Raw genomic sequence first — 12,611 nt, 5'->3', positions numbered from 1 at the left:
CACCAGGAGTTTTCGATGGCCACCTCTGCTGCGTCCGTGCTGGACGATCAGGCGACACATTCTTTCGCCAAGGATCAGCTCAAGGCTATCGTCGAGCGTATCGAGCGCCTTGAAGAAGAAAAGAAGACGATCTCCGACGACATCAAGGACGTCTATGGCGAAGCCAAGGGCAACGGCTACGACGTGAAGGCGCTGCGCACCATCATCCGCATGCGCAAGCAGGACGCCAACGAGCGGGCCGAGCAGGAGACGATCCTGGAGACCTATCTGCAGGCCTTGGGAATGCTGTAAGGCGCTTAGCGCGCCAATACTCAGCCAAACACTCAGGTGTCATACGCGGGCAAAAGCGCGAAGCGCGTCTTCGCGCTAGACGACCCGCGTATCCATCTAGCCACAAAGATAGCGATGGATGGCCGGGTCAAGCCCGGCCATGACACCATTATAGTCTGAGAAATTCGCGCGCTTAGCGCAGCGACGCCGTGCGCATCACAAATACTGTCGTCGCAAGCGAGGCCGTTGCCGAGCCGGTGAAGCGCTCGCAGACCAGACCGAGCTGCGGATCATCCGAGAAAGTCATCGCCACCACCGCCTGCGGCTTGACGAAGTGTGCGCGCAGGATGGTCATGTCGCCGTCGCCCATCACCGATGCCGACATCGACGTGGTCGCGCTCGGCGCCAGGATCATCGCGCGCATCCAGACATGGTTGTCAGGAATGGCAGCGGCAGTGAGGCGGGTCGCTACGGTAACGGTGCTGTTCTGGCCCTGAGCGCCCTTCGCGACGACGGTCGTGATGTTATTCACCGCCATCGGGTTCTTGGCCACGGAGGCCGGACGCATGCTACGCGGGATCGGCGCACTGGCGGCAACGACATTGGCGCGATCAACCGGGGAGTTGGCCGGCGGCGCATAGGCCATCGCCTTGGCGAAGCTGGACTCGGTGGCGGCCGGCTGCGGATCGACCACATTGGCCAAGGCCTGGCGTGCGGTGATCGCGGCGACCTGTTGCGGCGTGGCCTGCTTCGGCGCCGGCATGTCATCCCAGAAGCCGCGGGCGTTGATGATGTCCGCCGGCGTCTGTGGCCTGTTATCGGCCTTCGCTGCGGGAGCGGGCGGAATCGGCGCCTTCGGGCGCGGCAGCGGGACGGTTTCGGTGTCAGCCGAGGCAAGCTGGTAGGTCGCCACTGCGGCCGGCTTGGAGCGCGGCATCGGGACGGGGTCCGAAGACTTCATTTCAGCCTGCTTCGTGTCGACCGGTTTCGCGGGCATCGCGGCGGCCATCATGCCCACAGGTGAAGGCTTGGCGGGTGCGATCGCGGCTGCTGCGCTCTCGTCTTCGTCGTCATTCGACTTGCCGCCACGGAACAGCGAGGCGAACAAGCCCGGCTTGCTCTTGGCAAAAGCTGCACTATCGCCATCGCCGCGCTTCTCGATCTCAGCCATCGCCAGCTGATAGCCAGCCAATGGACGGCCGTCGGTGGGGAGATGCACGGTGCGGCCGTCGGGGAAGACGCGCGCCAGCTGGTCATGCGTCATGCGCGGCCAGTGACGGATGCTGCCAGTGTCGAGATGCACGAAAGGCGAGCCGGAGGTCGGATAGAAGCCGACGCCGCCGCGCTGCAGGCGCAAACCGGCAAAGCGGATCTTTTCCAGCGCCACGCCGGGAATGAAGAAGTCCATCGCGTGGCCGAGCATATGCTGGCTGGCGCGAGCGACGCCGGACGAGCGGCGGCGGAGCATGGCGTTGGTGGTGGGAGAGCGATAGGCGGAGATAATCTGGATCGGCGCCTTGCCGTCGACGTCGCGGTAGACCTCCCAGAGGATGTCGAACAGGCGACGATCCATGTTGGTCTGGTCCTGGCTGCGCCAGTCGCGGAGGAAGTAGTTGATCTTCTTCATCGCGTCGTCGTCATAACGGCCGTTGCGCTTGAACGTGACGGTGAGGTCTTCGCCTGAATGAGTGTGGTGGAACGAGAGGGTGCGGGTTTCGTCGAGAGCGGTGGCGTTATGGACAGAGCTTGCACCTGCGATCAGCAGGACTGAAGCGAGGCCGGCATGAAAGCCAGCGCGCGATGTCCGCAATCTCGTTTTGCGTGCGAAACCGCTCAGCACGTATGAACCCACCCAAGTCGACAACTCTCTCGCTACCCCATGCGGCGACAGAGAGTGAACGTACTCTTAAAACGGGAGGGTTAACCGAGATTTACAACCCATCCCCCCAAGCGGGCTTTTCAGCCAGCCATTAAACTTAACCTATTGAGTATGGCGAAAAATAGCCCGCTGCCGGGTTCCAGATGGACGATGGTTAATCTGGATAGAGGGCGAAACGTAAAAAGGGCTCCACCGGAAGATGAAGCCCTTGATAACCCTCTCGAATTTTTACGATGCCGACGCTGTTTAGCGAGTCACCGTCCGGCGCGGCTTCTGGCCGGGTGCCATCGGCTGTGGTGCCGGGGCACCGCCGCCGAACAGGCGCTCGAAGAAGGACAGGCCGCCATTGCTGGCCATGCGCGAGCCGTTGTCGTTGAAGGCCACGCCCTGCGGGATATCTGCGCGCGGGCGCGAATAGCTCGGCTGGGCCCGGGCAACGACCTGCTCCAGATCCTTGTTCTTGCCGCCGCGCAGCAGCTGCATCATCTGCGCGTCGCGTCCGTAGATGTCCTTGCGTAGCTGCAGCTTGCCAGCGTCATCGACGAAGGCTGTCTGGTAAGTGATGTTCACCGGGATAGGCGTCGGGAATTTCAGGTCGATCTCGCTGCGGCCATACATGCCGCGAATTTTCTCCGGCGTGTAGTGGTCGTTCGGCATCGTGATGTTCAGCAGCGTCGCGGCATACTGATCCGGATTTTGCACGCGCATGCAGCCGTGGCTGAAGGCGCGCTCGTCGCGGCCGAACAGGTTCTTGTCCGGTGTATCGTGCTGATAGACGAGGAACTTGTTCGGGAAGTTGAAGCGGATGCGGCCCAGCGCGTTGGCTTCACCGGGAGGCTGCGCAATGTGGATGCTGCCGTCGGCGTTGCGCGTCAGTTTGAGACCCATGCGGTCAAGCACGGTCGGGTCCTGCTGCAGAGCAGGCAGGTATTCATTGTAGATGATCGACGGCGGCACGTTCCAGGTCGGGTTGACCGTGATGTACTTCATCGTCTCGGTCATCAGCGGCGTGGCGTGATTGCCCGGCTTGCCGACGACGACACGTGTGGTCCAGACCTGCGCGCCGTTCTGCATCACTTTCAGCGTATAGTCCGGGATGTTCAGCATCACATAGGCATTGCCGACTGCGGACGCGCCGAGCTGGCGTGGCAGCCAGCGCCAACGCTCCATGTTGACCAACACCGTATCGATGTGGCGATCGCGCTTCGGCGAATTCATCGCGCGCACGGTGGCCTCGTCCAGCACGCCGGTGGCCTTCAGATCGTTGCTGGCCTGATACTTGCGAACGGCTTCGGCGACGGCAGCGTCGTATTTGGTCTCGCTTGGATTCTCGACGTTGAGGCGAGCGCGCAGCAACGGCACGCGCGGGTCGTCCATCACGGTCGGGTTCGGATTTTTCTTCGTGGCCTTGGCGAAACGCAGAGCCGGGCCCTCGCCGATCGGCTGTACTGGCGTTGCGGTTTCGCCGCGCAGTTCAGTAAGCTTCTTCTTCAGTTCCTGATAGCCCTTGTGCGGCGGGTTGTAGGCGTCGAGGGCTGCCGAAGCGTTCTTCGCCGTCGAGATATTGGCGAGCACTTCCGTCGGATCCGTCGGGTGCTCCGGATACATGATGTCGCCAGTCACCTGCGACCAGTGCATGCGGCCGCTCTGTGCCTGGCGGGCATAGTCGAGCATGCTGGCGGTGAGCTTCAGCTCCGCCTCGGCGAGCGCATCGGGCGTATTCGCCGCGGTGAAATCCGGCACGGGATAATCGGCGGCGTCGAGGCCGTCAGAAGCAGCGTCCTTGAGACGCGCAATTACGCCCTTGGCGGCAGGGGTCGTTGCGCCGCCCTGGGTCCAGATCGGTGCGAAGTCACGTGCGGTGTAGAACTTCTCGACCGCGGCGCGCTCGCCCTTGCGGTCGAAATAGCGAGTGGACTTGGCGCCAAACATATCGCGCAGTTTCTCGGCGACGGGCTGATCGCTGGACGCAACGGTGGTCGCGGGCTTGGCGATGTCCTTGGCGACATCCTTCGGCGGCTCGGCTGCGGGCGCAGGAGGTGCCACAGCAGTCGCGGCCGGCGGTGTCGCGGCGGCGGGCGCGGTTACAGCCTCGCTCGGCTTCACATCCGCAGGCGCTTGCGCGGCCTCGGTTGCCTTTGGCATATCGGTCGAGGTCGAGCCGATGGTTTTCTCGGACGTCCGGGTCGCGTCCGGCACGGACGCGGTGGTCTCGGCCTTTGGTGCATCGGCCTTGAAGTCGGCGGCAGTCGGCGGGGCTACGTTGGCGGGTTCCGGGCGCGGCACCGCCGCATCGATGGCGAGTTCGGAGACACTGTCGCGGGGCGATGCGCTCTGGGCAGCAGCAGCGGCGCCAGCGGAGACCGTCAGGAATGTTGCGGCCACGGCCATCAGCACGTGGTCGAATCCGGAACGGCCCTTGGAATAGTCTCGCATTCTCGCACCTCGTTAGGTGAGCTGCTCCGGCATGGAACAGTTCTAGTCTGACATCACCAGCTTCGGCTGAAGCAGTCGCGTTGTTTGCCTGCGCGCTCCGATTCAGAGCTCTTTCTGTGCAGACGATACACGCGCCCGGCACAAGCGCTAGCGCTTGTCGGACAAGTCACAACAAACTGACCTCAACCTCCCCCGGTTTGCAACGCATACCGAGGTTTCACCGATGCTTTTGACTTTGTGTGTCACCAGACCGCAACGGTTCAAGTTCCATAGCGATCGCAACAACATGTTCAATAGCGTGGGAGGCGAGAAGTTCAGTTCGACGGTGCGGAATCCGCAATCGATGAATCTTTCTCCGCTGCCTCATCGAGCTTGCGGTAGAGCGTCGACCGGCCGATTTTGAGGCGCCGTGCGACTTCCGACATCTGGCCGCGATAGTGCGCAATGGCAAAGCGGATGATCTCGGATTCGAGCTCTTCCAGTGCCCTTACCTCGTTCTCGGCTGTCAGCATGGACAGGCTTCCGGCGGCGAGCGATATCGGGGCTGCGTCGATGCCCGGTACCATGGTCGGCGCCATCGTGTGGAAGACGGGTTCTACAATCAGCGGCGCGACCGCCGATGCCACGATCGATGGAGCGTGCGCAGTCGTTTGCGGGAAGTCGGCCAGTCCGAGTTGATCGCCTTCGCTCATCACCACGGCGCGGTAGACGGCATTTTCCAGCTGCCGGATATTGCCCGGCCAGTCGAGCTGCGTGAGCATCGTCATGGCGTCGCCAGCGATGCTGGTAATCGGTTTGTTCTCCTCGGCGCAGAAACGCGCCAGGAAATGTCGCAGCAGATACGGAATGTCCTCGCGGCGCGCCCGGAGCGGCGGCACCGTGAGCGGCAGCACATGCAGGCGATAGAACAGGTCTTCGCGGAATTGCCCGGCTTTGACGAGATCGAGCAGCTTGCGGTTGGTGGCCGAGATGATGCGGACGTCGACCTTGACCGGCTTGCGTCCGCCCACGGCCTCGACCGAACCTTCCTGAAGCGCGCGCAGCAGCTTCACTTGTGCCGATAACGGCAGCTCGCCGACTTCGTCGAGAAACAGCGTGCCGCCGTGAGCCTCGACAAACTTGCCGAGATGCCGGTCGGTGGCGCCGGTAAAGGCGCCCTTCTCGTGGCCGAACAGGATCGACTCCACGAGGTTGTCGGGAATGGCGCCGCAATTCACGGCCACGAACGGCTTGCTGCTGCGTTCGCCCGAGCCGTGGATGGCGCGTGCGATCAATTCCTTGCCGACGCCGGACTCGCCTTCGATCAGCACGGGGATCGTGGAGGTAGCCGCCTTGCGTGCCGTGCGCAGCACGGCGTCCATGCCGGCATTGCGTGTGACGATGTCGGCAAAAGTGAGCTTGCCTTCGCGGCTGTGCCTGATGCGCTGCAATTCGCCTTTCAACGCACTGGTATTGAGCGCATTGCGCAGGCTCACCTGCAGACGTTCGACGCCGACAGGTTTTACGACGAAATCATGTGCGCCGGCACGCATGGCGGACACAACATTCTCGATACCGCCATGGGCGGTCTGGACGATGACGGGGATGCTGAGGCCGCTATCGCGGATCTTGTCGAGCACGCCCATGCCGTCGAGGCCGGGCATCATCAGGTCGAGGACCAGCGCGTCGATGGCGGCCGCTTCGGGATCAATCAGCCGGGCCATGGCAGCGTCGCCGCTATCGACCGTGATGGCCTCATAGCCGCAGCGCTGTACCATGTTTTCGAGGAGGCGGCGCTGGACGGCGTCGTCATCGGCGATGAGGATTCGTTCGGCCATGGCAACTCCAGAGCGGGTATGTCCCGATTTGAGCCACCATGGCGATCAAAGCCTTAATGCTTTCATAACACCGGGGCGAGGTAAGCCGTCGCATAGGGCCAGACTTCGCGGGCACCGCGATAGATCATGTCACCTGCCACATAGAGAATGATGGCGAGGCCGACATAGGCGATCCAGCGGTGCTTCTGCAGCAGCTTGGCGATGAAGGAGGCGGCGAGACCCATCAGCGCGATCGACAGCACGAGGCCGAAGATCAGGATGGTCGGGTGTTCGCGCGCCGCACCGGCGACTGCGAGCACATTGTCCAGCGACATCGACACATCGGCGACGGTGATCTGCCAGACCGCCTGGCCGAGCGTCTTGCGCGGTCCGTTGGTCGTACCATCGGTGTTGAGCTGGTTTTCGAGCGCGTCGAGATCGTGCTCATGCTCGGTGCGCAATTCGCGCCACATCTTCCAGCACACCCACAGCAAGAGGATGCCGCCGGCCAGCAGGAGGCCGATGATCTGCAGCAGTTGAACGGTAATGCTGGCGAAGCCGATACGCAGGATGGTGGCAGCGATGATACCGATCAGGATCGCTTTGCCGCGCTGTTCCTTGGGAAGGCCGGCGGCGGCGAGGCCGATGACGATGGCATTGTCGCCGGCGAGGACCAGATCGATCATCACGACCTGGAAAAGTGCAGTCATAGCTTCAGCGGTGAAGAGCTCTGTCATGTGGGCCACTCCGTATGAACGTGCTGTCCGACATCACAGTTCAGGTGAACTGCCAGAGGGGCCCGGGCCAGGACGTGCTTTGTTAAAAAGTCGTGCTTTGCAAAAACATGCGGGTTTGATGCCGCAGTTGATCCGATCTGTTACTCGGGTTGATCCGAGAGGGTGACGAGCCGAACCATCTGGTCGGGCTCGATGAGGATGGTGATGCCGATCCCGATAAAGGTCAGGACGCCGGCGACATCGAACCAGGTCGCGCGCCGCGCGAAGTTTCGCGGAATCAACGCGCCACCGGCCATTAATGCTGCAAGTGCGAATATCAGGGTGGCGACCATCGGCGCCAGCGCATCGAGCGAGACAAATGCGCGCAAGGCCAGTGCCGCAGTCAGTGCCAGCAGGAGGCTTGCGGCAAACAGCTCCTTGACCCGGTGAGGGGCAGGAGGCGCATACTTGCGGCCGTTGCTGTTGCGATCCGTAAAGGCCATCGTTGTCCTGTCGGGTATCGTTTCATCCCGTCCGCAACGTTCCTGCAGCTCGATAGTCGTGCTACGGGAAGTCATCGGATCTTAAATTCGTATTGGATAGTTTCGTAATCATGAAACGTGGCGAAAATCAAGAGAATTTCGCTGGAGCGCAGCGCGGCAAAGCCTTGCCGGAAGCGCGGCAGTTGCGAAAACAGGCTGGGGATTGGCTAAAAGCGCGACGCGCGGAAGCCGGCCTGTCGCAGGTCGATCTCGCCGCAAAACTTGGTCTCAAATATTACACGTTCATCTCGCAGGTTGAGAACGGCTTCAGTCGGGTGCCCACCGAAACGATGGAAGCATGGGCCATTCAGCTCGGTCTGGAGCCGGCCGCCTTCGCAAAACATTTGCTGATCTATTACGAGCCGGAATTGCACCGGCTGCTGTTTGGAGCACCCAAATGAACGTCATCGCATTTCAGCGCAAACCGCTGCAGGCCGCGTGGAGCGAGACCGAGCTCGTCACGCTTGCCGACACGATCAATCTCGGGCATCGCGGCCGCGAATGGGAGACTGGCATCACCGAGAACGGCGATGCGCAGCTCTATCTGCTGGGACCGCAGCCGGAGCAAGCCTGCGAATTGTGCGTATCGCGCGTGGGCGGCCGGTACATTCTCGAAGACGGTACCGGGCGTCTGTTGTTCGAGCATCGCAGTCTGCCGCTGGTGGCGGCGCATGCCCGCACTGCGCTGCGCGGGACGCGATGGTGGCTTGTCGCACGGATTGTCATGGTGTGGTGTACGATTCGCCATATGCTTCATGACGAGATCGAACCCTTGATGACCGAGGGCGAAGAACTGCTTGTCCATTTCGCTCCGCAGCTCGCTGCTTTCGTGTGACGGCTGCATCCAACCGAAAGTATTCATGACTAAATCTGCGACTGCCCGGACTGCCAAGCCTTCTCGAAAGACCGCTTCTCGCAAAACTGTTTCGCGCAAATCCGCTCCGGCCAAAAAAGCGGTGAGCAAGGTGGCGTCGAAATCATCGGCCAAATCGCCGAGGGGCAAGCTGCCGGAATGGAATCTCGCGGATCTCTACACGGCGATCGACGCGCCGGAGATTGCCGGGGATCTCGACAAGATCGACGCCGAATGCGCGGCCTTCGAAGCGGATTACAAGGGCAAGCTCGCGGAAGAGACGGCCCGGCCCGGCGGCGGTGTGTGGCTCGCGGGAGCTGTTCGCCGTTATGAGGCGATCGACGATCTCGCCGGCCGGCTTGGCTCCTATGCCGGTCTCGTCCATGCCGGCGATAGCGTCGATCCCGCGATTTCGAAATTCTACGGCGATGTCTCCGAACGCATCACCGCGGCGTCGGTGCATCTGCTGTTTTTCGGTCTCGAGCTCAACCGCATCGATGACGCTGTGATCGAGCAGGCGATGCAGACGCCCGAGCTTGGCCACTACCGGCCGTGGATCGAAGACAGCCGCAAGGACAAGCCCTATCAGCTCGAAGACCGCGTCGAGCAGCTGTTTCACGAGAAGTCCCAGACCGGTTATGGCGCCTTCAACCGCCTGTTTGATCAGACAATCGCGGGGCTTCGCTTCAAGCTTGGCGGCAAGGAGCTGGCGATCGAGCCAACGTTGACCATGCTGCAGGACCGCGCGCCGGCCAAGCGCAAGGCGGCGGGGCAGGCGCTGGCGAAGACCTTCAAGGCCAATGAGCGCACCTTTGCGCTGATCACCAACACTCTGGCCAAGGACAAGGAAATCTCCGACCGCTGGCGCGGTTTCCAGGATATTGCGGATTCCCGCCATCTCAACAATCGCGTCGAGCGCGAAGTGGTCGATGCACTGGTGTCGTCGGTGCGCGCGGCCTATCCGCGGCTGTCGCATCGCTATTATCAATTGAAGGCGCGCTGGTTCGGCAAGAAGAAGCTCGCCCATTGGGACCGCAACGCGCCGCTGCCATTCGCACCGACCGGCACGATTCCATGGTCGGACGCGCAGGACATGGTGCTGACCGCCTATGGCGCGTTTTCACCCGACATGGCCAATATTGCCAGACGCTTCTTCACCGATCGCTGGATTGATGCACCGGTGCGGCCGGGCAAGGCGCCCGGCGCCTTCTCGCATCCGACCACGCCGTCGGCTCATCCCTATGTGCTGATGAACTATCAGGGCAAGCCGCGCGACGTGATGACGCTCGCCCATGAACTCGGCCACGGCGTGCATCAGGTGCTTGCTGCCCGCAACGGCGCGCTGATGGCGCCGACGCCGCTGACGCTGGCTGAAACCGCCAGCGTGTTCGGTGAAATGCTGACCTTCAAGCGGCTGCTGTCGCAGACCAGGAGTGCCAAGCAGCGCCAGGCATTGCTCGCGGGCAAGGTCGAGGACATGATCAACACGGTGGTGCGGCAGATCGCGTTCTATTCATTCGAGCGCGCTGTTCACACCGAGCGTCGCCACGGCGAACTCACCGCGCAGCGGCTCGGCGAACTCTGGCTCAGCGTGCAGACGGAGAGCCTCGGGCCCGCGATCGAGATCAAGCCGGGTTACGAGAACTTCTGGATGTACATCCCGCACTTCATCCATTCGCCGTTCTACGTCTATGCCTATGCCTTCGGCGATTGTCTCGTGAACTCGCTCTATGCGGTCTACGAGAACGCCCAGGAAGGGTTTGTGGATCGCTACCTCGCGATGCTCGCCGCCGGCGGCACCAAGCACTATTCCGAATTGCTCAAGCCCTTTGGACTCGACGCCAAAGACCCGACCTTCTGGGACGGCGGCCTGTCAGTCATCGCCGGGATGATCGATGAACTGGAGGCGATGGGTTAGGCGTACGTAAAACATTTGTTGTACGTACGCGAGCTTTCTGTTATACATTTCGTACAACAGGGAGTTGGACCTATGAATGGAACTGTCCGGAGTCCCAAATTCGAGGCAACGGCGCTTCAAATTCGTAAAATTGGTAATTCGGTGGGCGTGATTTTGCCGAAGGAATTGCTCGCGCGCCTCAATTTGAAGGAGGGCGACAAATTCTATCCGGTTGAACAGCCAGACGGAAGCTTGCGGCTGTCTCCCTTCAATCCGAAGCATGCGCGGACGATGGAAATCGCCCGCAAGGTGATGCACGAATACAGGGATACGTTCGCCGCGCTGGCCAAATGAACGCGACACTCGAGCCATTGTGGCTTGATGTCGATGAAGTCATCGACATGCACGCGGAACAGCTTGCTATGTTTGGTGGTCCCGAAGGTGTTCGGGACCACGGCCTCCTTGAGTCGGCGGTGCTACGGCCGATCAATCAATGGCATTACGGCGAGACTGATATGGCGGCGCTTGCTGCAGCTTATGGATATGGTCTCGCCAAAAATCATGCGTTCGTTGATGGCAACAAACGCATCGCCTTTCATGCGATGATGGTGTTCTTGCGCATGAATGATATCTCGTTCGCCCCAGATCCCGGCCAGGCTACAGAGATCATTCTTGCCCTTGCTGCCGGCGAAGTCAGCGAGCAATCGCTCACGCGCTGGATTCGCGACAACTGGCCCGCCTGACGCACTGCGGTATGCAAAGATTGCCGTGGTATGCCACGAACCGTTGCTCTCCATATCCAATTGCGCTAATTCCGTGGCAACATACGAAATACGAGGCGGGAGACCCTGATGTCCGATCACAGCGAAGTCGCTTACACCACGGCCGATGGCAACGACTATCCGGCGCATGAGCAGACCTATGAGGGCTTTCTCGTGCTGGTGAAGTGGGGCACCATCGGCGTCGTCGCCATCGTGGCCCTAATGGGCATCTTCCTCACCTGATCTATCGCCGATTGCGCCGCCCGGCTCGGGTGGCGTCCTGTCCTATTTGCTCACGCGCGGGCCATGCGCCGCCGGAGGCTCCATGAAGATTGCCGTTGCCAAGGAAATCGATCCGTCTGAACCGCGTGTGGCGATCTCGCCGGACACGGTGAAGAAGTTCAAGGCGCTCGGCGTCGATGTCGCTATCGAGCCCGGCGCCGGCATCAAGTCCGGCCTGCCGGACTCGGAATACATTACCGTGGGCGCCACCATCAGCGCCGATGCGGTGAAGGATGCCGATATCGTCATCAAGGTGAAGCGTCCCGAGGTTTCCGAACTCGCCGGTTACAAGCGCGGTGCGCTGGTGATCGCGATCATGGATCCCTATGGCAACGACGCGGCGCTGAAGGCGATGGCGGATGCCGGCGTGTCGGCCTTTGCGATGGAGCTGATGCCGCGCATCACCCGCGCGCAGGTGATGGACGTGCTGTCGAGCCAGGCCAATCTCGCCGGCTACCGCGCCGTCATTGAGGCCGCCGAAAGCTTCGGCCGCGCCTTCCCGATGATGATGACAGCCGCCGGCACCATTCCGGCCGCCAAGGTATTCGTCATGGGCGTCGGCGTCGCCGGCCTGCAGGCGATCGCGACCGCGCGCCGCCTCGGCGCCGTGGTCACCGCGACGGATGTGCGCCCGGCCACCAAAGAGCAGGTCGAAAGCCTCGGCGCGAAATTCCTGGCCGTAGAAGACGATGAGTTCAAGAACGCGCAGACCGCCGGCGGTTACGCCAAGGAAATGTCCAAGGAATATCAGGCCAAGCAGGCCGCGCTCACCGCCGAGCATATCAAGAAGCAGGACATCATCATCACCACCGCGCTGATTCCTGGCCGGCCCGCGCCGCGCCTCGTCACTGCCGAGATGGTGGCGTCCATGAAGCCCGGTTCGGTGCTGGTCGATCTCGCGGTCGAACGCGGTGGCAATGTCGAAGGCGCCAAGCCCGGCGAAGTCGCTGACGTCAACGGCATCAAGATCGTTGGTTATACCAATGTCGCCGGCCGCGTCGCCGCCTCGGCGTCGAGCCTCTATGCGCGCAACCTGTTCTCGTTCATCGAAACGCTGGTCAACAAAGAGACCAAGGCGCTCGCGGTGAACTGGGACGACGAACTGGTCAAGGCAACGGCTTTGACCAAGGACGGCGCCGTCATTCATCCGAACTTTCAGCCGAAGACCGCTTAAGGAGC

General features: G+C 61.7%; 13 protein-coding genes. 8 read left to right on the top strand and 5 right to left on the bottom strand.

Going from position 1 to position 12,611, the window contains the following annotated elements; all coding sequences use genetic code 11:
* Positions 1-15: 15 nt before the first annotated feature.
* The gene (locus A4A58_RS00480; RefSeq protein WP_068728829.1) at positions 16-291 is read left to right on the top strand and encodes a DUF2312 domain-containing protein; all 276 of its coding nucleotides are present in this window, start codon (positions 16-18) and stop codon (positions 289-291) included.
* A gap of 172 nt (positions 292-463) precedes the next feature.
* On the opposite strand, the gene A4A58_RS00475 is transcribed toward A4A58_RS00480, so the two are convergent.
* The 5 genes from A4A58_RS00475 to A4A58_RS00455 all read right to left on the bottom strand — a co-directional run bounded on the left by A4A58_RS00475 (position 464) and on the right by A4A58_RS00455 (position 7,675).
* The gene (locus A4A58_RS00475; RefSeq protein WP_081421716.1) at positions 464-2,122 is read right to left on the bottom strand and encodes a DUF882 domain-containing protein; all 1,659 of its coding nucleotides are present in this window, start codon (positions 2,120-2,122) and stop codon (positions 464-466) included.
* 273 nt (positions 2,123-2,395) lie between these two features.
* Positions 2,396-4,585 (bottom strand): L,D-transpeptidase family protein, encoded by a 2,190-nt coding sequence (locus A4A58_RS00470; protein WP_068728825.1) that lies wholly within the window; start codon positions 4,583-4,585, stop codon positions 2,396-2,398.
* A gap of 314 nt (positions 4,586-4,899) precedes the next feature.
* On the bottom strand, positions 4,900-6,402 hold the full coding sequence (locus A4A58_RS00465; RefSeq protein WP_068728823.1) for a sigma-54-dependent transcriptional regulator: 1,503 nt from the start codon (positions 6,400-6,402) through the stop codon (positions 4,900-4,902).
* Between the two features lie 62 nt (positions 6,403-6,464).
* Entirely contained in the window at positions 6,465-7,118 is a 654-nt protein-coding gene (locus A4A58_RS00460) for a TerC family protein (protein WP_068728822.1), read from the bottom strand.
* Positions 7,119-7,258: 140 nt separating this feature from the next.
* Positions 7,259-7,675, bottom strand: coding sequence for a hypothetical protein (locus tag A4A58_RS00455; RefSeq protein WP_204378153.1), 417 nt, complete (start codon positions 7,673-7,675; stop codon positions 7,259-7,261).
* A 35-nt stretch (positions 7,676-7,710) separates the two neighbouring features.
* Between A4A58_RS00455 and A4A58_RS00450 the strand changes: the two genes are divergently transcribed.
* The 7 genes from A4A58_RS00450 (at position 7,711) to A4A58_RS00420 (ending at position 12,606) form a co-directional block, all read left to right on the top strand.
* The gene (locus A4A58_RS00450) at positions 7,711-8,040 is read left to right on the top strand and encodes a helix-turn-helix domain-containing protein (RefSeq protein ID WP_081421641.1); all 330 of its coding nucleotides are present in this window, start codon (positions 7,711-7,713) and stop codon (positions 8,038-8,040) included.
* On the top strand, positions 8,037-8,474 hold the full coding sequence (locus A4A58_RS00445; RefSeq protein WP_068728820.1) for a hypothetical protein: 438 nt from the start codon (positions 8,037-8,039) through the stop codon (positions 8,472-8,474). The genes A4A58_RS00450 and A4A58_RS00445 overlap by 4 nt, the downstream gene beginning before the upstream one ends.
* A 25-nt stretch (positions 8,475-8,499) precedes the next feature.
* Positions 8,500-10,410, top strand: a complete 1,911-nt coding sequence (locus tag A4A58_RS00440; protein ID WP_068728819.1) for a M3 family oligoendopeptidase — start codon at positions 8,500-8,502, stop codon at positions 10,408-10,410.
* Positions 10,411-10,482: 72 nt separating this feature from the next.
* On the top strand, positions 10,483-10,743 hold the full coding sequence (locus A4A58_RS00435) for an AbrB/MazE/SpoVT family DNA-binding domain-containing protein (protein ID WP_068728817.1): 261 nt from the start codon (positions 10,483-10,485) through the stop codon (positions 10,741-10,743).
* A complete protein-coding gene (locus tag A4A58_RS00430; protein WP_068728816.1) occupies positions 10,740-11,132 on the top strand; it encodes a type II toxin-antitoxin system death-on-curing family toxin in 393 nt (130 codons plus the stop codon). The genes A4A58_RS00435 and A4A58_RS00430 overlap by 4 nt, the downstream gene beginning before the upstream one ends.
* 108 nt (positions 11,133-11,240) lie before the next feature.
* Positions 11,241-11,393: an aa3-type cytochrome c oxidase subunit IV gene (locus A4A58_RS00425; protein WP_068728814.1), complete on the top strand. Its 153-nt coding sequence runs from the start codon at positions 11,241-11,243 to the stop codon at positions 11,391-11,393.
* A gap of 82 nt (positions 11,394-11,475) precedes the next feature.
* Complete coding sequence (locus A4A58_RS00420; RefSeq protein WP_068728812.1) at positions 11,476-12,606, top strand: Re/Si-specific NAD(P)(+) transhydrogenase subunit alpha; 1,131 nt, start codon at positions 11,476-11,478, stop codon at positions 12,604-12,606.
* Positions 12,607-12,611: the final 5 nt, after the last annotated feature.

The sequence above is a fragment of the Tardiphaga robiniae genome (genome assembly GCF_001618955.1).
Classification (GTDB): Bacteria; Pseudomonadota; Alphaproteobacteria; order Rhizobiales; family Xanthobacteraceae; genus Tardiphaga; species Tardiphaga robiniae_A.
Note: the sequence above shows the minus strand (reverse complement) of the source record. Positions and strands in the feature narration are given on the sequence as shown.